Source organism: Pseudoalteromonas fuliginea (assembly GCF_000690055.1).
GTDB classification, from domain to species: domain Bacteria; phylum Pseudomonadota; class Gammaproteobacteria; order Enterobacterales; family Alteromonadaceae; genus Pseudoalteromonas; species Pseudoalteromonas fuliginea.
In genome coordinates this window covers 73,124-96,053 of the sequence record NZ_JJNZ01000013.1, presented here as the reverse complement: position 1 = coordinate 96,053, position 22,930 = coordinate 73,124, and the positions used below count along the sequence as shown (strand labels likewise).

Annotated in this window: 18 protein-coding genes and 2 pseudogenes; 10 read left to right on the top strand and 10 right to left on the bottom strand. The window is 39.6% G+C overall.

The genetic code is table 11. The features are described 5' to 3' along the window. Positions 1 to 8: 8 nt before the first annotated feature. Together DC53_RS15530 and DC53_RS15535 are read right to left on the bottom strand one after the other, a co-directional pair. A complete protein-coding gene (locus DC53_RS15530; protein ID WP_033028765.1) occupies positions 9 to 1,061 on the bottom strand; it encodes a fatty acid desaturase family protein in 1,053 nt (350 codons plus the stop codon). After that, a complete protein-coding gene (locus DC53_RS15535; protein ID WP_007375467.1) occupies positions 1,058 to 2,101 on the bottom strand; it encodes a flavin reductase family protein in 1,044 nt (347 codons plus the stop codon). The genes DC53_RS15530 and DC53_RS15535 overlap by 4 nt, the downstream gene beginning before the upstream one ends. 266 nt (positions 2,102 to 2,367) lie before the next feature. Here DC53_RS15535 and DC53_RS15540 point away from each other — a divergent pair, with 266 nt between their 5' ends. From DC53_RS15540 to DC53_RS15560, 6 genes and pseudogenes are all read left to right on the top strand, one after another. Continuing rightward, positions 2,368 to 3,543, top strand: a complete 1,176-nt coding sequence (locus DC53_RS15540; protein WP_033028774.1) for a PQQ-dependent sugar dehydrogenase — start codon at positions 2,368 to 2,370, stop codon at positions 3,541 to 3,543. 165 nt (positions 3,544 to 3,708) lie between these two features. Beyond that, positions 3,709 to 3,888, top strand: a complete 180-nt coding sequence (locus tag DC53_RS15545; RefSeq protein WP_033028763.1) for a DUF6435 family protein — start codon at positions 3,709 to 3,711, stop codon at positions 3,886 to 3,888. Between the two features lie 746 nt (positions 3,889 to 4,634). After that, positions 4,635 to 5,591, top strand: coding sequence for a DUF4062 domain-containing protein (locus DC53_RS15550; RefSeq protein WP_007375470.1), 957 nt, complete (start codon positions 4,635 to 4,637; stop codon positions 5,589 to 5,591). A 127-nt stretch (positions 5,592 to 5,718) separates the two neighbouring features. After that, a pseudogene (locus DC53_RS22950) lies at positions 5,719 to 5,851 on the top strand (transposase); the annotation flags it as partial. Between the two features lie 213 nt (positions 5,852 to 6,064). Then, positions 6,065 to 6,580 carry a hypothetical protein gene (locus tag DC53_RS15555; protein ID WP_033022982.1) on the top strand — a complete coding sequence of 172 codons (516 nt, stop codon included), beginning with the start codon at positions 6,065 to 6,067 and terminating at the stop codon, positions 6,578 to 6,580. Between the two features lie 119 nt (positions 6,581 to 6,699). After that, positions 6,700 to 7,065: a cupin domain-containing protein gene (locus DC53_RS15560; protein ID WP_007375472.1), complete on the top strand. Its 366-nt coding sequence runs from the start codon at positions 6,700 to 6,702 to the stop codon at positions 7,063 to 7,065. 410 nt (positions 7,066 to 7,475) lie between these two features. On the opposite strand, the gene DC53_RS15570 is transcribed toward DC53_RS15560, so the two are convergent. The 7 genes and pseudogenes from DC53_RS15570 to DC53_RS15595 form a co-directional block, all read right to left on the bottom strand. Continuing rightward, complete coding sequence (locus DC53_RS15570; protein WP_007375474.1) at positions 7,476 to 7,931, bottom strand: GNAT family N-acetyltransferase; 456 nt, start codon at positions 7,929 to 7,931, stop codon at positions 7,476 to 7,478. A gap of 60 nt (positions 7,932 to 7,991) precedes the next feature. Continuing rightward, positions 7,992 to 8,585 (bottom strand): DUF2238 domain-containing protein, encoded by a 594-nt coding sequence (locus DC53_RS15575; protein ID WP_007375475.1) that lies wholly within the window; start codon positions 8,583 to 8,585, stop codon positions 7,992 to 7,994. A gap of 61 nt (positions 8,586 to 8,646) precedes the next feature. Then, positions 8,647 to 9,431 (bottom strand): annotated as a pseudogene (locus DC53_RS0120370) (SDR family oxidoreductase). A gap of 60 nt (positions 9,432 to 9,491) precedes the next feature. Further along, positions 9,492 to 9,995, bottom strand: coding sequence for an Mpo1 family 2-hydroxy fatty acid dioxygenase (locus DC53_RS15580; protein ID WP_007375477.1), 504 nt, complete (start codon positions 9,993 to 9,995; stop codon positions 9,492 to 9,494). Positions 9,996 to 10,078: 83 nt separating this feature from the next. Continuing rightward, positions 10,079 to 10,486, bottom strand: coding sequence for a hypothetical protein (locus tag DC53_RS15585; protein ID WP_007375478.1), 408 nt, complete (start codon positions 10,484 to 10,486; stop codon positions 10,079 to 10,081). Between the two features lie 70 nt (positions 10,487 to 10,556). Beyond that, positions 10,557 to 11,231 carry a Crp/Fnr family transcriptional regulator gene (locus DC53_RS15590; protein ID WP_007375479.1) on the bottom strand — a complete coding sequence of 225 codons (675 nt, stop codon included), beginning with the start codon at positions 11,229 to 11,231 and terminating at the stop codon, positions 10,557 to 10,559. Positions 11,232 to 11,234: 3 nt separating this feature from the next. Continuing rightward, positions 11,235 to 11,888 (bottom strand): hypothetical protein, encoded by a 654-nt coding sequence (locus DC53_RS15595; RefSeq protein ID WP_007375480.1) that lies wholly within the window; start codon positions 11,886 to 11,888, stop codon positions 11,235 to 11,237. A gap of 688 nt (positions 11,889 to 12,576) precedes the next feature. On the opposite strand from DC53_RS15595, the gene DC53_RS15600 reads away from it, so the two are divergent. The 3 genes from DC53_RS15600 (at position 12,577) to DC53_RS15610 (ending at position 18,676) form a co-directional block, all read left to right on the top strand. Further along, a complete protein-coding gene (locus DC53_RS15600) occupies positions 12,577 to 15,543 on the top strand; it encodes a TonB-dependent receptor (RefSeq protein ID WP_033028761.1) in 2,967 nt (988 codons plus the stop codon). Between the two features lie 102 nt (positions 15,544 to 15,645). After that, positions 15,646 to 17,196, top strand: a complete 1,551-nt coding sequence (locus tag DC53_RS15605) for a tryptophan halogenase family protein (RefSeq protein WP_033028760.1) — start codon at positions 15,646 to 15,648, stop codon at positions 17,194 to 17,196. After that, positions 17,189 to 18,676, top strand: a complete 1,488-nt coding sequence (locus DC53_RS15610) for a tryptophan halogenase family protein (RefSeq protein WP_033028759.1) — start codon at positions 17,189 to 17,191, stop codon at positions 18,674 to 18,676. Before DC53_RS15605 ends, DC53_RS15610 begins: the two co-directional genes overlap by 8 nt. A 77-nt stretch (positions 18,677 to 18,753) precedes the next feature. Here DC53_RS15610 and DC53_RS15615 read toward each other — a convergent pair whose 3' ends face one another. Next, positions 18,754 to 21,330 (bottom strand): glycoside hydrolase family 3 protein, encoded by a 2,577-nt coding sequence (locus tag DC53_RS15615; RefSeq protein WP_033028758.1) that lies wholly within the window; start codon positions 21,328 to 21,330, stop codon positions 18,754 to 18,756. Between the two features lie 239 nt (positions 21,331 to 21,569). Between DC53_RS15615 and DC53_RS15620 the strand changes: the two genes are divergently transcribed. Further along, the gene (locus tag DC53_RS15620) at positions 21,570 to 22,898 is read left to right on the top strand and encodes a GH1 family beta-glucosidase (protein WP_033028757.1); all 1,329 of its coding nucleotides are present in this window, start codon (positions 21,570 to 21,572) and stop codon (positions 22,896 to 22,898) included. The last annotated feature ends 32 nt before the right edge of the window (positions 22,899 to 22,930 follow it).

Here is a 22,930-nt window from a genome sequence, read left to right as displayed (position 1 = left end):
TAAATAATTTACTTGAACGAATACCTAATAATACGTTTTAACACCGAGGTATACTGTTTAAAAAAGCTACCTGTATGGTAATCAATGCCGTGTTTTTTCAAAACGGCTTGTACTTGAGGTGCAACTTCTTGATAGCGCGAAGACGGCATATCTGGAAATAAGTGATGCTCTATTTGGCAGCTCAAATGCCCTGTTAAAACATGAAACCAATGCGACCCTTTAATGTTAGACGAGCCCAATACTTGGCGGTAATACCACTGCCCTTGGGTTTCGTTTACGCAGTCTTCTTGTTTAAAAGTTTGCGTTTCTTCAGTAAAGTGACCACAAAATATTATGGTCGACGTCCATAAATTACGGATTAAGTTTGCTACTAAATTCCCCGCCAATACCCATAAAAATAAAGGCCCTGCAAGTAACGGAAATATCGCATAATCTTTAATTAATTGGCGAGCGCCTTTACTAAAAAAGCGATGCTTTAATGTAGAGTGTGAAACAAGCCCTTCGCGGTTTTCTTTCTTTTTACCAATAAAAACACGCTCTGCTGCTAACTCGTGATACGACACGCCCCACTGAAATAACACACTTAAATTAATATACGTAAAAAACTGCCATACATTTTTAAAACGCCACTTAAAATCATCGCTTAAACGCAACAAGCCATAACCAAAGTCTCTGTCTTTACCAATAATATTAGTATACGTATGGTGTTCAAAGTTATGAACGCGATGCCAACTTTGTCCATCGCACGCTATGTCCCACTCATAATGTTGTGAGTTGAGTTGCTTGTCGTTCATCCAATCGTATTGACCATGCATTACATTGTGGCCAATTTCCATATTGTCTAAAATTTTAGCAAGCGCTAATAACAACACACCTGCAACCCACAATAATGGTTGAATAAAACCGAGCATTAGCAAAATTCGCCCGCTCCATTCACACACTCGCTGTTTGCGCACAACAGAGCGAATATAGTCGGCATCTTGTTGGCCTACTTTGCCAAGGGTGTCCATTTTAATGGCATCTAGCTCGCTTGCGAGCATGTCATAGTTAATGTTTTTCATAATTGTAACTCCAAATCACTAACAGGTTGGCTTACGCAAAGTTGTATTAATTGCTCGCCGTTGTCACTCAATTCACCTGTTTTTAAATTACGTACCACGCCTGACTTTTTAATACATTGGCATTGATGGCAAATACCAATACCGCAACCGCGTTTAACGGGGAGCTTTTTTTCTTCAAACTGAGTCAGTAAAACATCGTTGCCCGATACAACATGGGCACTAGCGTTAATTTTTACATTAAATTGGCTGTCGTCGTTTAAGGTAGGCAGCGCCAAACCAAAGGCCTCTTGGTAGTAATTTAGCTTATGCGTTTTAGCAAAATCGCTCACCGTTTGCATAAATGCTGCAGGGCCACAGCAGTAAATGTCTGGGTTTTCCCACGGCTTAATATTGCTGGTTATATCGCTTGATTGCTCACGCGTTAATAATAAAAACGAAAAATGCTCAAATTGCGCTGCCAACTCACTTAGCTCATCAACACATTGATGCTCAGTGGCTTTTGCGTAATACACTAACGACACTTTTTGCGTAGTTTGGCTTAAGTAATCATCAAGCATAGCCAGCATAGGTGTTATACCCGAGCCGCCTGCAATAAAAGTGGCTGGCGTGTGTGTGTTTTTAAAAACAAAGTCGCCGCTTGGCGCAGAAATATTGCACCACAACCCCGCTTTTAATGCACTGCTGAGTAAGCCTGTAAAGCGCCCTTGCGCATTTGTTTTGATTAGTAAGCGCACCAAACCTGTATTTTTAAATTGCTGAGCGCTTGAGGCCACGGTAAAAACGCGTGTTAATAATCGCCCATTAATTTCAACCGTTAAACTTATATGCTGCCCTGACGTATGTGCCTGCCATTGTTTGCTTGGCTTAAGTTGCACACTTAAAAAACCGCCATCAAGCACAGCGGTACTAACTACTTGCGCTCTAAACTGCCCTGCACGCCACGCAGGTTTAAACACCTGCATTATTGGCTCTATGTAGCCTGCAAAACTTTGATGGTGTAAAAACCATTTTGAAAATTGGTTTAATACTTGAGTCATCATGGTTAAATCTCTATCAAATCTTAATTACTTTGAACTTACACGTGTACGCCCAAACTTCAGCGCACAAGTGTACGCTGAAATTTTTAGTTTTCAACCCCAATAGAGTAATTATTCAATTTTTATTAGCGCAATTTGCTAAAACAATTTCCTGTGAAGAAGTAATTTTAAAATATATAAGTGTGCATTTTTCATTCAACTCAACACTTAACAAATTTATTTATGCCATGATAAGGTTATGTAAGATTGGATTAATTTTGGAAGCCATAATGATAAATTTAAGGTCACATAACACTCACCCTAAACTAATAAATGCAGGCTTAGCCGTTGCTATATTTGCTACTAACGCACCCGCGCATGCAAAAAGCGATTACGTAAAAAATTATAAACAGCTAGATACTTTATCGCTTAGCGTTAACGCAATAACAGCGGCAGAAGGTGTGGTTATACCTTGGGCTATTGAGCCTTTAGCTAATGGTGATTTACTAATATCTGAGCGCAGCGGAGCGTTATTTTTATTACCTAAAAATACCACTAAATTAACTAAGGTTTCAGGGCTTCCCGACATTGATGCTAATGGCCAAGGTGGATTGCTTGATTTATCACTACACACCGATAGTAAGCAAAACCAATGGCTGTACTTTAGTTACTCAAGTAGTGAGGGCAAAGGAAGCGGAAGTAACACCGCCTTAATGCGCGCCAAGCTAAATAGCGATCATACGCAGCTGTCTGATCAGCAATTGCTATACAAAGGCGAGCATAATAGTACCAAAGGCCAGCACTACGGCAGCCGTATTGTGTTTGATAATGAAGGTTATGTTTATTTTTCAATTGGCGATCGCGGCTCGCGCGACATAAACCCGCAAGATCTCACGCGTGATGGCGGTAAAATTTATCGCTTACACGAAAACGGTAATATCCCAAGCGACAATCCGTTTGTTAAACAAAAAGATGCAAAACATGCGGCATGGTCTTATGGGCACCGTAATCCACAAGGCATGTGGTTTAATAATCAAAACAATATTTTATGGTCTCACGAGCACGGACCACGCGGCGGCGATGAACTTAATATAATAAAAAAAGGCGCTAACTACGGATGGCCTTTAGTAAGCTATGGCGTTAACTACAGCGGTACCAAGTTTACCGACCTTAAAGAAAAAGACGGCATGCAATCGCCCGCATTACACTGGACCCCTTCTATTGCGCCATCCGATATGTTGTATGTAACGAGTGATAAATACCCAAAGCTTAAAGGTAAGCTATTACTAGCATCAATGAAATTTGCATTCATTAGCGCACTAGAGCTCTCAAAAGGTAAGGTTGTTAAGCAATATAAAATACTCGATGGAATTGGCAGAGTACGCAGCTTAGCCCAAAGCAGTAATGGTTTTATTTATTTAGGTATTGATGGGCAAGGTATTAAACGCCTAGAGCCAGAAATGTAAACATTAGCACTAGAACCAGAACTAGCACACAGTACGTTAATAATTACACCGTGTTTACTTTGCGCTTTTAAAGCGCAAAGTAAACATTTTCACCAAACAAAGAACTATTAAGCCCATTAATGCGTACACTAATTACATATAACTTAATAAATTAAGAGAATACTAATGTTTTCATTTTTAAAGCCTGATCCCGTAAAAAAACTGCGTAAAGAATACGACGTAATACTAGAGCAAGGCATGCAGGCACAAAGAAAAGGCGACATTAAAAGCTTTGCAATGTTAAGCGCAGAAGCCGAAAAAATCTGGAGTGAAATAGAAACTCTAGAGGCTAAAAAAGCCAAATAATACCAATCGTATTAAGTTATTAGACATTTATAGCGACGGATAAATAGAGTGATAACAAGGCATAAATTTCGACATGTAGTTGTTCTACATGAGAAATTTATAACGCCGTTAACGCTTTATTTAGCACGCTAGAAAGGCTAAATATTTAAGTCGACTGGTATAAGTATACTTAAACGTGTCAGCCCTGTTTCAAAAGCAGGAAGACGCGTTTAGTAAATAATTTATGACCTCGTTTTTTACAGCTTCCACCATCCCTAAACCACCCTTTATAATATGCTTACACAAGCAAGTGTAATTAAAGCAGTTACTTACGATTTATTGGTATATCAGCGTCGGAAACAGCAATTCTTACAACAGAGCGAACGAGTTAGTGGGCGAGCCTGCTGAATAGAATCAATGAGTTAACCTGCTTAATTGCTCAGGTTAGTAGCGACTGTGCGTGGTGAAAATATCATTGCTTAACAGTTAAATATTAGGTTTAATGGGGACATAATAAACGCTGAGTAACGCAGGGATAGCTTAGATACGATATACACGTCAATGAAATTGGCTAAATATCGGTTAGGCCATAAAAAGCCTTTCTTTATAAGTAAAGTCCATAGCATAAACAATACCAACGCGAACACACCGAGCAGGTAGCGCCTCAGTCCAACAAGCGATTATGCAACACAAACTACGTGTTGCATAAATACTAAAGTGTTAAGTGCCCGTGTTGCTATCTACCTTCTGTGTTTAAAGAGAAATTAATGAAAAAAAGATTACAAGTATTCGTCTCATCAACCTATTTAGATTTAGTTCCTGAAAGACAAGCCGCTGTGTCCGCAATTTTGAAATCAGGACATATACCTGCTGGGATGGAATTATTTACAGCCGGAGATCAAAGCCAATGGAGTATTATTAAGCGTTGGATCGATGAATCAGATGTTTATATGTTAATTTTAGGTGGAAGATATGGAAGTGTTGAGCCAGACAGTGGTTTAAGTTATACAGAGTTAGAATACAATTATGCTTTAGATATAGGGAAACCATTATTCGCAGTTGTTATAAACGATAATGCGTTAGATGAAAAAATTAAAAAAGTTGGTGCTTCTGTTTTCGAAAAAGATCATCCAGTCGAATTGAAAGCATTTAAACAAAAAGTATTATCTAATATGTCATCATTTTACGAAGATGAAAAAGATATTCGATTATGTGTTCTGGAAAGTTTACCTGAGATTGCTGCAACTAGAGAATTAGACGGTTGGATATCAGGCGCAGAAGTACCAGATACGAAAAGCTTGGTTGATGAAATAACACGATTAACTAAAGAAAATAGAGAACTGACAAATGAGATGGGCTCTCTTCAAGACAAGCTTAAAAATGCACCATCATCTAAGGAAGATTCGTCAAATGAAGAGTTGGCTTTGATCTTGAAATCAATTGAAATTGATTTTCCGAAGGCTATGGAACAGCCTAAAATGAATTTGTTCGCTGCGCTGATGTGGCTAAAAGATCATCTAATTACAGGTGTTACAAATCAGCATGGTACTGATGATTTAACCATGTTTGTTTATCAAAATATACTTCCTAAGTTACAAATACATAATCTCGTAATAAATGAAAAAGTCGCATCTGTAAAATATCGTCGTTTTTCTCTAACTAAGCAAGGGCAAGAATTCTTAGCTTATATTGAAAAGAAGCAAATCTTAAAAAATAGAACTTAATCGGGTAGCCGGAGGTCTCTAACCTCCAGCCCCCACAACACCCATCATGCGGGTCCGCAATGGGCAGAAATTAGGATGACACCCATCCTAATTACCTTGAACCGACTTTCCTTTAAATAAAAAGCGGAACATTACAGTGAACAAAGGTATGAATAAATTGACCTTACGGGGTCAAATGAAAGTGAATGCCTTACTTCACGCTGCGGCAACTGTATTGCCTTGTTCATAATATAGAAAAGCTGCAAAACACGATGCATTAAGAAGGATAAGCCATTTTACCCTAAATAAAAGCCACTCAAACACCCGTCCCCCCTTCCAAAACGCTAATTAAAACAATATCAAACACTTCAATATTCTACGTAAAAATACAGTAATCAATTGAACCAAAATAGGAACTCAGCTATGGTTTATTTATCAATAAAAAAATTAAAAAACGAGTTAATCTACAGGCTCGTTAAGTTACCAAGGAAGATATGCGTAAATTTCTGGCATTGGATATACAATCTCAAATAGACTTGCGAGAAAAGTATCCAGATCTTGATAAGTTGTATGCTGTAGAAGATACTGATGCATATACTTACATGGCGGTTTCGGTTTTCGATCGTTGGTTGGGAGCAGAAGACTCAATTAAATACTTATCTGATGTTGCTGATGAGGAGCAACAAAGTAGAGATGCAAAATTCGTTAAATTTGCGAAAAAATTAATCGACAACACTGAGGTTCTAAACTTTACATTTAAAGGTCGTTGGAGTTCAGCTAAACCACAGTTTCGCAAATTTACCTCGGACGCTGCTAAAGAAGCTTACCTAATGTGCGCTCCACATAATGTAGATAGTAGTCATTTTTATAAAGTGATGCTGCCTGAGTTGGAGGCTGTATATTTTGAAAGCTGGGACGACACTAATGTTTTCTATTTACGTAATCCTAAACACGCAGAAAAAATTGAAAAATGGGCTAATGAATGTGGCTTATACCGTCTAAATAGATAACTTAAGCGCATCAAAAATGACGTCAAACGCTTGGCTGACGCTCATTCTTCGCTAATTTTAGCCAAGCATTATCCGCATTTTATGCGGGCGCTAGCTGTACTAGCTATAGAGAAGTTTTCATGAAACATAATGCAATCAATTTTAAAGAAAAGTTTACTAAGTTTACAGATCATTGGTCTCCTCGTGTAATTGCAGAAATGAATGACTATCAGTTTAAATTGGTCAAAGTAGAAGGTGAATTTGTATGGCATGATCACCCGGATACTGACGAAGTTTTCATTGTAATTGAAGGGTGCCTTAACATTGAATTTCGCGATGGAGTCGTTACATTAGAATCAGGTGAAATGTTTGTAATCCCTAAAGGCATTGAACATAAACCTATAGCAACTTCAGAATGTAAAATCATGATAGTTGAACCTAAAGGTGTTGTTAATACTGGTGATTCAGGTAGCGAACTTACAGCAGAAGATGATGTTTGGGTGTAATGCACAGCTAACAAACGCTTCAACAATGATAAATACTGGTTGGCTCCTACGCTTCGGATATTAGCCAACCAGCATGCGGACGTTAGATGTTATGAAGTATTTGGCAAGCTTTTATAAAAGCGCAAGTTTTGTAGCTACTCTGTGGTGTATATCTTTATTGCTGCCATTATTGCTTTTGGCAAATGATGAAATTTCATGGATGCCAATAATAGCTGTTGTTCTTATAATTGTTTACGGCACAACTATTTCTCTTTTTAGAAGGGATCAGCTATTTGAAGGGACTTGATGTATGTCAGATGTAGTCGCATATATTTTAGTGCCTATTTGTCTTTTTGCATTTGTCACATATATGATGCTATCAAGCTTAAACACCTAACAAGAACATTAGACGGAATTTACTCTTCCCCCATTTAATAGGTATCACGATAATTTTTACCATACACATCCTCAGGACTTATTTGCATTAGTAGTGCGGGGTTGTCTATCGGTTTAAACCCGTATTGCGCGTAAAGGCCATGTGCATCAGAAGTCGCTAATAAAAAGCGCCTGAGCCCTTGTAGCTCAGGGTGCTCTACTATCGTTTTAATAAGTAACTTACTCAGCCCATTACCTTGCAAGTGCGGGGCAATAAATACATCTGCTAAATAAGCAAAGGTTGCTTTATCGGTCACTACTCGGGCAAAGCCAACTTGTTCGTTATGAGCGCTGTAAACACCAAAACACATTGAGTTATCAATAGCCGATTGCATCACGCTTTTAGGAATGCCTTTGGCCCAATAGCTATTAGCAATAAAGTTATAAATAACGTTAAAGTTAAGTTTGCTTTTGTCTGTACTTATTGAGTAGTTACTAGTGTTTACTGTCATACGTTAGTAGTCTTTTTTATCAATGTTTTTATAAACATTTCTATAGAACGTTCCTATAGCCTATAAATAATCTTTAACGTTTTTTAGCTGTTTGTCGTGTACTCTTGAAAGTACTAACAATGAGCAAATAGCCCCAAATAACGCCAGTCCCATATCTGATTGGGTATCCCACACGTAACCTTGCGTGCCTAAAAATGCTTCTGCGTTTTCGCCGCTTAATACTGCAACCCACCACTCTATTAATTCGTAAAACGCGCTAAATGCTAAACATACCGAAATAACAAAGGTGATTAACCAGCCTCGACCATTTACTACTTTTTTGCGCAGTAAAATTTCGCGAGCTAGTAGTGCAGGTACAAACCCTTGAAAAAAGTGCCCTACTTTATCGTAGTTATTACGCTCACTACCAAATAGGTTGTCGAAAAAAGGGACTTCGGCGTAGGTGTAATGCCCGCCAATCATCAGCACAATACAATGCGCTAAAATAAAAGTGTATAAAATAGGGGTAAGTTTAAAGTGGCTATAGGTACTTGCTAGCAGCACTAAGCCAATAATTGCGGGGATAACTTCAAGCAGCCATGTAAATTGATCTTTTGGGTTAATACCAGACCAAATTAATACAATAAAAAACAGGCTCAGCCATAAATACTTCATTTAGAATCCTTTTCTAAATTGATCAAATTTACGGCATTTTACGCCTTTGAAATAAACGACGCTACCTATAGTTTGTTTTTGCAGTAATGCGATTAAACAAAGTAGGAAAAAAGCGTTTAATTGTGGGCGCCCAACCACTTAAACCTTTGCCAATAATCACTTCGTCTTTTTTATTACTAATGGCACGAATCATTTTTGAAGCTGCTACGCTTACATCCATGCCATTTTCTATCGACTCTTCTGGTTTATTTTGCGCTATGCCTTGCTCGTTTAGTGAGTTATGCGCAATTGCTGTTTTAATAGAACCTGGGCAAATTGTTAAACAATGAATATTATGTTCAGCAACTTCTGCACGTAGGCAATCCATAAAACCAACAACCGCATATTTAGAACCCGAATATCCCGTTCTAAATTTTGAACCAACTTCACCCGCCACACTACTAATAGACACAATTGAGCCACTGCGCCTTGCCACCATAGCAGGCAATATAGCTTTAGTAAGTGCAATTAAGCCAAAGTAATTAACCTCCATTAATTGGCGATACACGTTAAAGTCGTTTTCTAAAAATAAGCTACGCTGCGATACGCCGCCGTTATTAATTAAAATATCAATTGCAGGAAGCTCGTTCATTTTTGCTGTTACTGTACATGCTCTGGCTGAGCTAAGTCCAGCGGCACAACTAAGTGCCCTTCGCCTTTAAGCGTTGCTTTTAAATCGTTTAGTTTATCTACATTGCGCGCCGATAAAATAACGCGCGCTCCAAGCTCGGCAAATTGTATAGCAAGCTCTTTACCAATACCTGATGATGCGCCGGTGATCCACACGGTTTTATTATTATATTGCATGCGTTATCTGCCCTTTTATTGTTATTTATTAGGTTTTATAAAGGTACTTAGTAAAGTATTTTACGCCCTTGTAGGACCCGCTATTGCGTTTACTTCATCTTCTAATGTTTTGTAAAAACCCATTAAAAATAGTAGTTCAACAGTTACGTACAAAGGGCCAATAATTAAACCAATTAGGTCATCTACAAACGCTGGTTTTTTACCTTCGTAATAGTGCCCAATAAACTGCAGTACCCAGCCAAATACAAACACACCTACGCCAATACTCAACCACGGCCAAAACGCCATTGCCGCAATAGGCTGAGCACCAACAAGGAGTAAAGTGAATATCACGGCCATAATAAAGCCAAGCGAAAAGCTCAGCATAAAATAATAAACAACCGACGCTAATACAAAAAGTTGTGCGCCATCAATTACAAAGCTACCAAGGGGTATTTGAATGCGCGCTAGTAAACACAACGCTGCAAATACAATGAGCGGAATACCAAAAAAGTGCGTTAGTACATTACGCTTAGAACGATGATACAAACCATATTTACCAAGTTGCTGTTGAAGTGTTTTCATTTTATTGCCTTTAATTTATGTGTAAAACTTACTTTAGCAAAAGTAGACACAACAACAATGTCAGGTATCCGACATTGTGTAAATTAAGCAAATGCAGAAATTATTTTACCCGGCTCATGCTCACCTTGCATATCAATTCGCTCGCGCCCTTGTTGATACTCTTGATCGATCATTTTTTGAAGTTCCTCAATTTTATCAGCAATTGCGTCAGGGTCTGCGCCCTCACCTTGTAGCTCTTTAGTGAGTTCTTCTATTGCCGCTTTGAGCTCGTCTATCTTGTCTTTATTTACACCTAAGCGCTGATAAACCAGCGCTTCTTGCGCGCTTTCTAAAAATGTTTGCTCTTGAGGGCCTGAGCTTATGCCTTTAACTTCACTTGTTTTTTCATTAGGGAGGACATTAGTTGCCGTAACTTCGCTCGGGCTTGCCGCTTTAGTTATAATCGATGAGTTATAGTTACTATATTGATTTTTAAAGGTTATTGTTGTCATTAGCTCAAATCCATTGTTGCATTACATTATCTTTAGCAATTTTGGTTCCAACTAAAAATACCCAGCCTATTTAAGCTTGTGCAGCACAGGCCTGTAACTTTTGTTTATCTATAATAGTAATACGTTGATACCCCAAGCTAATAGCTTGTAGGCTAACAAGTTGTTGCAGTATTTGATTAATAGTTTGGCGCGTTAGGTAGGTCATATCAGCAAGTTGCTGCTGAGATAAAACAAGCGGTGTTAAATGCTCTGTGTGTTCACTCAACATTAAAAGCCGATTACATACTTTTTGTTCAGCGCTTAATAATGCGTGATCTTCCATTGAGGTAAACATTAGCCGTAACTTTTGTGCCAGCAATAAACCAAACTCTTGCCAATATTGTGGCTGTTCATTTAAAAGCTGTTCAAGCGCGCGTTGGGGTACGTAAAAAAGCACAACATCAGTTTGTGCATATACATCATGAGTGCGCCGGCCACCATCAAACAAGGTAACTTCGCCAAACCACAGCGACGTATCTACAAAACTCAATACGGCTTCTTTGCCTTCGTTGCTTACGCCACTAATACGTACCACGCCGCTAAGTACGGCATAAATTCCATCGTGCTTATCACCTCGCAAAAATAATGATTGCTGGGCTTTTAGCGTGAGCGTTTTGCCTTGCGTTAATAAAAAGCTTTTTAAATAAGGGCTGCGGTTTTTAAACCAGTGTCCTTGTTCAATCACCTTTTGCTGTTGTGGAGTCATTATTTACTGCATTTTCTTATTAAAAGGCTGCCTTTCACTGACCAGCTTTTTTGGTAAATTTAAATCAGTTGCTATAACAAAGTCATCATAAGGATCGTTACCTGAAAAAAGCTCAGTTATTAGCGTTTTATTTTTATAAACATTAACGGTTACACCACTGCCCATGCCGCCTGAGTTAATAATATAATAATGATACTCGCCATTACTAAAAAATAAAATACTCTCGCCAATACGCCCTACTTGCCTGTAGTAACTACCAAATGGTGCACTTGGTGTAGCTTCTTTTTCAAGCCCTATGTCATTAATTCGACCAAATCGATAGCTCAATGATGAGTCGTCTTTAGCAACACAAATAGAAAGTACGTTATCAGTAGGCTCAAGTTTATAAGCAATATCTTCACTTGGATTACGCAGCACTTTTTGCATCTTAGCGTTTATATAAGCGGTTTCATTCATTTTACAATGTGTTGCAACTAACCCTAGTACTAACACTGGATCCTCAACGTTAGTAAATTGTTCTTGTTGTTTTGAATCTGAAGATGGTTTTACTAAATCCTCTAAATGGGCTTTTTTCTGCGAAGACGAAACTTGATCATCACACCCAAATAGTACTAATAAGAAAAAAGAATAAAAGCTCGCTAAAAATTTATTGCGCATAAAAAATCCATCTATGAGAGAACCTTTAAAATAGCGATAAAACTAGCGACTCGCAACTCCCTTATGCGTAATACTTTATAAGTTTATGGTTAAACCATATTCTGCAAAAACTACCTTACTTTTTAGTGATTTATTTAACGATTTTTTAAACAATTATTGGTTTTTTAATAACCTATTCATAAAGTGAGATAGTACCGCCGCTTGATGCGTTTTCATCAATTGCGTTTTACATAATCACTACATCGGCATTTTCGCTAAGTTAGCAAATGTACCTATTTTTTGTTGAGTGACCACGGCCGATTTATTAACTTTAGCCCTTACTAAAAGCTGATTTAAACACCTCATAACAGTGTGTAAATAACTAAATGAATCAATAACCAGCTTCCTTATAATAAAATATTGTTACACCACCATTTCAAATGGTTTTTTATAACCACCTGTAATTTATAATTTAAATAAAATCAAATCCAATAAACATACATTTTAAAAACAATTTAGTCTCATTTTATTAAAACAATAGTTGACCCTATACAAAATTTAAACTAGCATTTCTGGAAGCGCTTCCACAAAGCCTAGTTAAACAGACCTTTCTGGAAGCGCTTCCATACATTTGACAATGTTTATAACTACACAATAACAGCCCCATACAAGCTGTTAATAATAATGATAAAAGCGCGAGGGAAACCGAATGTCCAACCATATTGTAAGAAAAACAAAGATAGCCACTAGCCTATCTCTGATTTTAGGCGCATCAATCTCTTTACCTGTATATGCACAAGAAGCAAATACAGATGTTGAAGTAATTCAAGTTACTGGTTTTAAAAGCAGTATTAAAGAGTCGACTCGTTTAAAACGCGACGCCGCTGGTGTTGTAGATGCTATATCAGCTGAAGATATTGGTAAATTCCCCGATACCAACTTAGCCGAGTCGCTACAGCGTATTACGGGTGTGTCGATTGATCGCTCAAATGGTGAAGGCTCTAAAGTAACGGTTCGTGGTTTTGGCCCCGACTACAATATGGTAACCCTAAACGGGCGTACAATGCCGGCGGCATCTTTGCCTGCAGGCGGTGGTACACCCAGCTCTCGTGCTTTTGACTTTGCAAACTTAGCGTCTGATAGCGTTAAATCGGTTGAAGTATATAAAACTGGTAAAGCAAGCATTGCATCAGGTGGTATTGGCGCAACAATTAATATTAATACCGCTCGCCCACTTGATAACCCAGGCTTTGTTTCAAGCATTGGCGTAAAAGCATTACACGACTCAACAAACCGCGTTGGTGATGACATAACACCAGAGCTTTCGGGGTTAATTAGCTGGACCGACAGTGAAGCTAAATTTGGTGCCTCGTTAACTGCAAGTATGCAACAGCGCGATAGCTCATCAACAGGTGCATTTGTAAATCAATGGAATACATCAGCTTTTGACGGCACAATCCCACAAGCTGCAGACGATATTGTTTTAACTAATGCACCCGCCGTTGGCCAGCTTTATTCAATGCCATCAGATTTGCGCTACACCATTGCCGACAGAGAACGTACTCGTACAAACGCGCAATTAACGCTGCAGTACAGCCCTATTGACGATTTAACAGCCACGCTTGATTACACATATTCTAAGCAAGATTTATTCGAAGCCCGTGCTGAGCAATCAATATGGATGGATAACTACAAAAGCGCGCTAACGTTTGACGATAACACGGTAAAAACTCCTATTTATTACCGAGAAGAACGTCGCGATCAGCAAACACGCGATTTAGGTTTAGCGTTTCAAGAGTTAAACCAAGTTAACCAAAACGACTCTATTGGTTTAAACGTTGAGTACTATTTCAATTCAGAATTGAGCTTTATGTTTGATGCGCACAATTCAAAAGCCACTAGCAAACCAGATGCACCTTACGGCAGCTGGGTAAACGCAGGCTTGGGTGCAAACGTAGTTAACGCACAAGAAGTTGATTTTAGCCGCGAACTTCCATCAATGAGTATCGATTTTGATGATTGCCGCCGAGATAACCTAAATTGTAATAACACGTTAGATGCCTCTGATGTGGGTACGTCTATTTTAGATTCTAACTTTGCTCGCCAAGAGTCTGAAATAACAGAATTTAGAATCCATGGTAAATACGAAATTGAAAACGGTGCAATTGACTTTGGTATAGAGTCTCGCTCTATGGAAAGCCATTCACTGCAATCACTTACACGTAATACAATGGGTAACTGGGGTATCGAAAACCCAGGCGAACTGCCTGATGGCTACCTAAACCCAACAAACTTTTTAGCTGAGTTTGACGACTACGATACATCGGGCTCGTACAACCAAGGTTATACTGGCAGCGCATCGCAAATTGGTTACTGGGCAGGTGAAGAATACGGGTTTAACTTTGCAGCCGATGGCGCATTTGCAACTAACCGCACCATTGAAGAAGATATAACCGCAGCGTTTGTGCAATTTACTTACAACGGATACATTGGCGATATGCCATACAACATTGTAATTGGCGCGCGCCAAGAGTCTACCGACATTACCTCAACGGCTAATATCGACTTACCTAACGCAGTAGCGTGGGAAGGTAATAACGACTTTAATGTTCGTTTTGGCTCAGCTAAAGAAGATTTCACGCTTAAATCTAGCTACGATCACTTTTTACCAAGCTTTGACTTTGACATAGAAGTAATCGAAAACATAAAAGCGCGTTTTTCTTATAGCACAACAATTGCTCGCCCAACTTACGACAACTTAAGTTCAGCAGCGACTGTTGGTGTACCGGGCGCCCCTACTCTTTTAGCGGGTTCTTCACCGGCTACTGCGTCAACGGGTAACCCTGGTTTAGTGCCGCTTGAATCAGATAATATTGATGTATCGGCTGAGTGGTACTTTGCAGAAACAAGTTATGTGTCGGTAGGTTATTACACTAAAGACATCGAAAACTTTATTGGTTTAACACCAATGACGCAAAACTACTACGGATTACGCGATGCAACAGCGGGTCCTCGCGCTCAAGCTGCCATTGCTGAGCTAGAATCTCGCGGACTTGCTCTAACCGATTCAAACTTATTTCAAATGGTTGCCGCAACAGAAAATGGCGTTGATTTTGACTCTATGACTTACGAAGAGTTTGAAGCCGCTTACGATGTAATTGCTAACAGCGATGACCCATTACTAGAATTTACAGCGCAAGTACCTACCAACAATAAAAATGCCACTATTGATGGTTTCGAAATTGCCTTTCAGCACTTTTTTGGTGAAAGCGGCTTTGGTGTGCAAGCAAACTACACCACAGTTAATGGCGACATAGACTTTGATGTAAACGCTGACCCTACTACAACACAATTTGCATTAGTGGGTTTAAGCGATACAGCTAACTTTATAGCAATGTACGAAAACGATGATTTTCAGGCACGTATTGCTTACAACTGGCGTGATAAGTTTTTAAATAGCGCAGCTCGATACGTAAACGAGCCAGGCTTTACTGAAGAATATTATCAAATCGACTTTAATGTTGCGTACAACTACAGCGAACAACTATCGTTTTTTGTTGAAGGCCTTAATATTACTGAACAAAACAGCCGCGAACATGGCCGTACGTCAGTTCAATTGTGGAACCTACAACAGCTAGGTGCACGTTACAATATTGGTATGCGTTACAACTTCTAAAGGTAATACAAAGTAAAGCCGTTAGTTTTTACTAGCGGCTTTTTTGTATTTAAAACAGTATTAATGCTAGTTTAATTGTTATCAACTTTAGGGGGTTAACTCATGACCAAACCAATAACAAAAATAGTCGTTTTAGGTGGTGGTACTGCCGGCTGGCTAAGCGCAGGCTTATTAGCCGCCGAACACCCGCACCTTAATGTAACGTTAGTGGAGTCGGCAAATGTGCCTATATTGGGTGTGGGCGAAGGTACATGGCCGTCAATGCGTAATACGCTAAAGCGCATTGGCATTAAAGAAAGTGATTTTATAACCCAGTGCGACGCATCATTTAAGCAAAGTTCTAAATTTATAAATTGGCGAAACCTCAGCGAGGGAGAAAACTACTACCACCCTTTTATGAATCCACAAGGCTACGAGCACACTAATTTACACGCCAGTTGGCAACGTATTGCACCTAACCAAAAATTTGCCGACGTTGTTAATATGCAAAGCTTTGTATGCCAAGCAGCACTTGCACCAAAACAATTACAAACTCCCGAATATGCAGCAGTTACCAACTATGGCTATCATTTAGATGCGGGTAAATTTGCTGAGTTTTTAAAAAATTACTGCGTTAAAAACCTAAATGTTACTCATATTACTGACGATGTAACCGAGGTTATTAACGACGAGCATGGCTATATTGCCGCATTAAAAACAAATAATAATGGCGATATAACGGGTGATTTATTTATAGATTGCTCAGGCTCTTGCGCTCGTTTAATTGGTGATCATTTTAATAGTGAGTTTATAGCGCAAGATCATATTTTATTTAATAACAGCGCTGTTGCGGCGCAAATACCTAATGCACACATCAATCAACCAATTGCCTCTGCTACGCTATCTACAGCGCAAAGTAACGGTTGGATTTGGGACATAGCCCTGCCAACACGCCGTGGCACAGGTTATGTATTTAGTAGTAAATATCAAAGTGATGAAAGCGCAGCAAATACTCTAAAAAGCTACATAACCAAAAGCACCAGTGAGCAACAAGCTGAGCAACTTACCTACCGCGTATTAAAATTCAGCCCTGGTTACAGACAAAAGTTTTGGATTAAAAACTGTGTTGCCGTAGGTATGTCAGCTGGCTTTTTAGAGCCACTTGAAGCGTCAGCTCTTGCTATGGTTGAGCTTTCAATTAGCATGATAAGCGAGCAACTCCCGCAAAACCGCACCCACATGAGCCAGCTTAAAACGCGTTTTAATGACCGTTTTAGCACTCGTTGGCAACGCGTTATTGAGTTTTTAAAACTTCATTATGTGCTAAGCAAGCGCGACGATACTCCTTATTGGCAAGATATTAGTAATTTAAATACCGCGCCCGAGCGCCTGCAAAACTTACTTAAACTTTGGCAATTTCAGCCCCCTAGCCGCTTTGATTTTATTGAAAACGAAGAAGTGTTTTCATCAAGCAGTTACCAATACGTTTTATATGGCATGGGCTTTAATACACAAACAGTCTCTGCACAAAATACATTTAACGACCCACGTGCTGGGGATTATTATTACCAGCAAAATCGCGAAAAAATAGCGCAGTGCTTAAATGGGCTGCCAAGTAATCGCGCGCTTTTAAATCACCTTTTATCAAATAATGGGCAGCCACATAATGACTAAAACAAACGCTGTTAAAAACGTAGTAATTGCTGGAGGCGGCACCGCTGGTTGGATGGCCGCAGCGGCACTTGCTAAACTAATTGGTAACAATATAAACATAACCCTTATTGAATCTGACGATATTGGCACTGTAGGTGTTGGCGAAGCTACAATTCCGCCTATTCGTACATTCCATAAATTGCTGGGTATAAACGAGCAAGCATTTATGAAAGCCACTCAAGCAAGCTTTAAATTAGGTATTAGCTTTGAAAACTGGGGCGATGAAAACACGCATTATATTCACTCATTTGGCGCAACGGGCAAAGAATGCTGGGCGGGTGAATTTCATCACTTTTGGCTGCAAGGTCAAGTACTTGGAATAAACAACCCATTTGGCGATTACTGCTACGAGCTGCAAGCGGCTAAAGCCGGTAAATTTGCGTTTAATCAGCAAAACCCCATTAACTATGCTTACCATATGGATGCCACGCGTTACGCGCAGTTTTTACGTGAATTTTCAGAGCCATTAGGTGTAAAACGCATTGAAGGTAAAATACAAAAAGTAATAAAAAACACTAAAACGGGCCATATAGAATCATTGATTTTAAATAGTGGTGAGCACATTAACGGCGACTTTTTTATTGATTGCACCGGCTTTAGAGGCTTATTAATAGAGCAAGCATTGCATACTGGCTACGAAGACTGGTCTCATTTACTACCGTGTAACAGCGCCATTGCCGTGCAAACAAAATCAACCAGCGAGACCGTATTGCCACTTACCCGCTCTATTGCCCACAAAAGCGGCTGGCAATGGCGTATACCGCTGCAAAACCGTGTCGGCAACGGATTAGTTTATTGCAGCCAATATATGGATGACGAACAAGCCAAAGCGCTATTATTAAATAACATTGAGGGCGAGCCGCTTACAGAGCCGCGTATTATTAAATTTAAAACAGGGCGTCGCTTAAAAGGCTGGAACAAAAACTGCCTAGCGCTTGGCCTTGCTAGCGGTTTTGTAGAGCCACTTGAGTCCACCAGCATTCACTTAATTATGTCGGGTATTATTCGCTTTATGCGTTTATTTCCGTTTAATGGCATTACCAATCACGCCATTGATGAATACAACAAACAGCTTAAAAGCGAAATTAAAAATATTCGCGACTTTATCGTGCTGCACTACAAAGTAACTAATCGCGATGACAGCGAGTTTTGGCAGCATTGTAATGCCATGGAAGTGCCAAAAACACTTCAACATAAAATTGATTTGTTTAAGCAAACAGGCCGTGTATTTCTAGACGATGGCGACATTTTTAGAGTCGATTCGTGGGTGCAAGTTATGCTTGGTCAAGGTATTGAGCCTAATCAACATCACTTAATAGCCAGCATGATGAGCGACGAAGAACTCACCCGTTTTTTACACGGTATTAAGCAACAAATAGAGCAACGCGTCAGCCAATTACCGCCTCATCATGAGTTTTTAAAGCAGTATTGCCCAGCATAAATATCCTCTTTAAAAAAAGCCCTTATTACTAAGGGCTTTGAGACAACACACAATAAACTTAACTTATAAGCACTCTACTACTCACACTTTATTTTTGCTGTTTCAGCGCCTTGTGGTTCAAAGCTAATATCTGCAACTGAAACGTTAAGCTCGCCTGCCGTTTTAATAATAAAAGGGCTGGTTACTCTGGCAAAATCAACGCCCTTTTTAGCAAAACACGTTAAATCTATACTCATGGTTTGCCATTTATTTAAATCAGCATTTTCAAGATCACGGGTAATATCAAGCTCGCCGCCACAGCCTTGTTCGCACTTCATTGCAAGGTATGTTTGTGAGCTAGGTATTTGGTTTACTTTATAGCTAAAGCTTAGGGCTGAATTTGCTTCAATGTAGGCCACTTTGTCTTCGGTAAAGTTACTATTAATTTCGATGTAGCTGGCTGCAGTGCCATCAAAATTAAATTGCATCGCATCTTCTTGAATCGCTTTGTCTTCAGTGCGATAAGTAATACCGCCAAGCTTTACACTATTACTTGCTACTTGGTGCTGCTCGCTGTTTGAATTTAAAAACAAACGCCACGGTGTTTTAAAGCTGCCATTAAATATAGATAGCGGCGCAAGGTTACTAATATCAACACCTGAGTCTTCATTTAGATTATTGCTAAGCGTACTTTCATCTTTATACGTTAAGCCAAAGCCATAGGGTAATAATGGCGAGTAATCAGCATCGCCCTTATTTACTGCGGTTTGTAGTGGCGATTTAGGCCACGAGAACGACAATTTACCTTTAAAGTCATACTGTACCTGCTCATTTTTATCCGCTAATAAAACATCAGCAATACCCTGCCCTTCAGTGCCAGGAAGCCATGCTGCTACAAATGCATCTGACGCGTTTAGCTCGCTGTTAACCCACATTGGTCTGCCTGATATAAACACCGATACCACCGCAATACCTTGCTGCTTTAATGCTTTTAATATTTTAAGAGAACGTTTATTGTTACGTTCAAACTCAAGGTTGTCTTTATCACCATGCCCCTCTGCGTATGGTTCTTCACCAAATACAACAATGGCTACATCGGGTTTGGTATTAAATTCACCCGTTGGGCTTAAAATAGCGTTACCGCCAGCAGCCTCAATTTGCGTTTTTAGCCCCGCATAAATAGACGTTGCCCCAGGAAAATCTGCATTTTGATTATTAGTTCCCTGCCACGTAATACTCCAACCACCCGATTGCTTGCCTATGTTATCGGCCGCATCGCCCGCTATAAGTATGTTGCTTGATGGGTTAAGCGGTAATAAATGGTTGTTGTTTTTAAGCAGTACTAGCGACTCTTGTACCGCTTGGCGGGCAATATCGCGATGTGCTGGCGCACCTATTAGTTTTAATTTACCTGAATATTTTCGATTTGCGGGGCTCGGTTTATCAAATAAACCCGCACGTAATTTAACGCGTAAAATACGTGCTACGGCGTCATCTATTCGCGCCATTGTTATTGTGCCCGCTTTTACTTGTTTAATTGTATTTTCATAAAGTGGCTTCCAAGCCCCCGTTGGCACCATAAAAATATCAAGCCCCGCATTAACAGCCTGTGGGCAACTTTCATTTGTACAGCCTGCAACTTGTCCGTGTCCGTTCCAATCTCCTACAACAAAGCCATCAAAACCCATTTTTGTTTTTAATACATCGGTAAGTAAGTATTTGTTGCCGTGATTTTTTTTACCATTCCAGCTATTAAACGATGCCATAACCGACTGACTACCTGCGGTTAAGCCACCTATATAACCTTGCGCATGAATGTTATATAACACCTCTTCGCTATCAATGTTATCGCCTTGATCGTCACCATCTACTGTGCCGCCATCGCCTAAAAAGTGCTTAACGGTACTAATTACGCGTTTATCACTTAAAAAGTCTTCATCGGCTCTGCCTTGCAATCCGTTTACAATTGCGGCTGAATACTCACGTACAATTGCAGGGTCTTCTGAGTAGCCTTCGTACGTTCTGCCCCATCGGTCGTCGCGCACAACCGCAACAGTTGGTGCAAACACCCAATCTATGCCTGTTGCCATTACTTCTATTGCCGTAGCTGCTGCAATTTGCTCAATTAATGCAGGATTATTTGCTGCACCTAAACCAATATTGTGCGGAAATAACGTCGCCCCAATCACATTATTATGGCCATGTACGGCATCGGTGCCCCACATGGTCGGAATTTTACTGCCATCAATTGAGTCATCAACCGAGGCTTGGTACATGCTCTCAGCAAGTGTTATCCAATCTGCAGGCGTTGCATGCTTATTAGCATTCGGGAACGAGCCACCGCCATTTAAATACGAACCAAAACCGTATTTGCGCATATCTTCAACACTAATATCGCGAATTTCAGGTTGGATCATCTGCGCTACTTTTTGCTCAAGCGTCATTGTTTTTAAATACTGTGCAATTGTATTTTCAATTTCAGGGGTTTTAACTACCTTACTTTTAAGGGTTGGCCAAAGTGATAAATCACCTTGCTCATGCTCAGTCTTTTTGACTACGGCGCTTTGGCTATTATTTGCGTTAATCTCTTGTTTATTACACCCACTTAAAACGCACAATCCTCCAATTAAAATGGGGAGCATGTGTAACCTGTTAGTGTTTAAGCTTTTTTTCATTTTTATAGCCCTGTGTTGTGTCAGTGTGATTTTGTGAGCGCCCATTTGTTATTTAAATTTAACTATTGACCTGTTTAACAATAGCCACTAACCTAAATATGGAAGCGCTTCCTTAAAGTTATTAAATACCATACTTAGTGATTAATCAAATTAAATATGGAAGCGCTTCCAATAATGAATTTAATATACGCTCTATACAAAGCAAACTTTACCAAAAAAGAAGCAGAGGTTTTCTCTTAATGAAACAATTATCTTTACCTAGTGGCTCACCACTTTTAGCCAAAAATTTTACTTATGGTGTAGCTACGGCCTCATTTCAAATTGAAGGCGGCGCAGCTGATCGCTTGCCATGTATTTGGGATACCTTTTGCAGTAAAGAAGGCAAAATAGTCGATAATTCAAATGGCGATGTAGCCTGCGAGCACTACACTCGCTGGAAAGACGATATAAACCTAATTGAGTCATTAGGTGTAGACGCTTACAGACTCTCAATTTCGTGGCCACGCGTAATGACTAAAAGCGGTCACTTAAACCCGACAGGCGTTAAGTTTTATACCGACATTTTAGATGAATTAAAACGTCGTAACATTAAAGCTTTTGTAACGCTGTACCACTGGGATTTACCACAACACATTGAAGACGAAGGTGGCTGGCTAAACCGTAACACCGCTTACGAATTTGCCCATTACGCAGATTTAATTACCAAAGCATTTGGGGAACGTGTGCACTCTTACGCCACCTTAAACGAACCGTTTTGTAGCTCTTACTTAGGTTACGAAATTGGCGTACATGCGCCTGGCATTGTAGGTCGTGAATTTGGTCGTAAAGCCGCGCACCACTTATTACTGGGTCACGGTTTAGCTATGCAAGTACTTGCTAAAAATAGCCCAAATACGCTAAACGGTATTGTACTTAACTTTACGCCTTGTTACTCAGTTACCCAAAGTGAAGACGATTTAAAAGCCACTGCATTTGCTGATGACTACATAAACCAATGGTACATGCAGCCTGTAATGCAAGGTAAATACCCTGATATTATTAAGCAATTACCAAAAGCTCACCGCCCAGATATTTTAGATGGCGACATGGAAATAATTGCTCAACCGCTAGATTACCTAGGGGTTAACTTTTATACCCGCATGCATTATCAAGCAAGCGAAACCGACTTTTACCATGAGCTGCCACATAAAGCGCCAATGACCGATATAGGCTGGGAAATTTACCCTAAAGCGCTTACAGAATTACTTGTATCGTTAAACGAAAAATACACCCTACCGCCTATTTATATTACCGAAAACGGCGCAGCCATGGCTGACGAATTTAAAGACGGTGAAGTAAAAGATATCGACCGTATTGAATATTACCACGAGCATTTAAATGCCCTGCATAACGCAACCGAGCAAGGCGTAAAAGTAGATGGTTACTTTGCGTGGAGCCTAATGGATAACTTTGAATGGGCAGAAGGATATTTAAAGCGCTTTGGAATAGTACACGTAGACTACAACACACAAAAACGAACTGTTAAAGCCAGCGGTAAAGCGTACAGTAACCTAATAACTAGCCGATAATTTATCGGCTTATAACAATAAGAACACACACT

Bases quoted from the DNA above. Each gene is read 5' to 3' on its own strand.
- DC53_RS15550 (WP_007375470.1), top strand. From the start codon at position 4,635: ATGAAAAAAAGATTACAAGTATTCGTCTCATCAACCTATTTAGATTTA.
- DC53_RS15595 (WP_007375480.1), bottom strand. From the start codon at position 11,888: ATGCGCAATAAATTTTTAGCGAGCTTTTATTCTTTTTTCTTATTAGTA.
- DC53_RS15560 (WP_007375472.1), top strand. From the start codon at position 6,700: ATGAAACATAATGCAATCAATTTTAAAGAAAAGTTTACTAAGTTTACA.
- DC53_RS15575 (WP_007375475.1), bottom strand. From the start codon at position 8,585: ATGAAGTATTTATGGCTGAGCCTGTTTTTTATTGTATTAATTTGGTCT.
- DC53_RS15615 (WP_033028758.1), bottom strand. From the start codon at position 21,330: ATGAAAAAAAGCTTAAACACTAACAGGTTACACATGCTCCCCATTTTA.
- DC53_RS15605 (WP_033028760.1), top strand. From the start codon at position 15,646: ATGACCAAACCAATAACAAAAATAGTCGTTTTAGGTGGTGGTACTGCC.
- DC53_RS15570 (WP_007375474.1), bottom strand. From the start codon at position 7,931: ATGACAGTAAACACTAGTAACTACTCAATAAGTACAGACAAAAGCAAA.
- DC53_RS15545 (WP_033028763.1), top strand. From the start codon at position 3,709: ATGTTTTCATTTTTAAAGCCTGATCCCGTAAAAAAACTGCGTAAAGAA.
- DC53_RS15590 (WP_007375479.1), bottom strand. From the start codon at position 11,231: ATGACTCCACAACAGCAAAAGGTGATTGAACAAGGACACTGGTTTAAA.
- DC53_RS15585 (WP_007375478.1), bottom strand. From the start codon at position 10,486: ATGACAACAATAACCTTTAAAAATCAATATAGTAACTATAACTCATCG.
- DC53_RS15580 (WP_007375477.1), bottom strand. From the start codon at position 9,995: ATGAAAACACTTCAACAGCAACTTGGTAAATATGGTTTGTATCATCGT.
- DC53_RS15610 (WP_033028759.1), top strand. From the start codon at position 17,189: ATGACTAAAACAAACGCTGTTAAAAACGTAGTAATTGCTGGAGGCGGC.
- DC53_RS15540 (WP_033028774.1), top strand. From the start codon at position 2,368: ATGATAAATTTAAGGTCACATAACACTCACCCTAAACTAATAAATGCA.
- DC53_RS15555 (WP_033022982.1), top strand. From the start codon at position 6,065: ATGCGTAAATTTCTGGCATTGGATATACAATCTCAAATAGACTTGCGA.
- DC53_RS15530 (WP_033028765.1), bottom strand. From the start codon at position 1,061: ATGAAAAACATTAACTATGACATGCTCGCAAGCGAGCTAGATGCCATT.
- DC53_RS15620 (WP_033028757.1), top strand. From the start codon at position 21,570: ATGAAACAATTATCTTTACCTAGTGGCTCACCACTTTTAGCCAAAAAT.
- DC53_RS15535 (WP_007375467.1), bottom strand. From the start codon at position 2,101: ATGATGACTCAAGTATTAAACCAATTTTCAAAATGGTTTTTACACCAT.
- DC53_RS15600 (WP_033028761.1), top strand. From the start codon at position 12,577: ATGTCCAACCATATTGTAAGAAAAACAAAGATAGCCACTAGCCTATCT.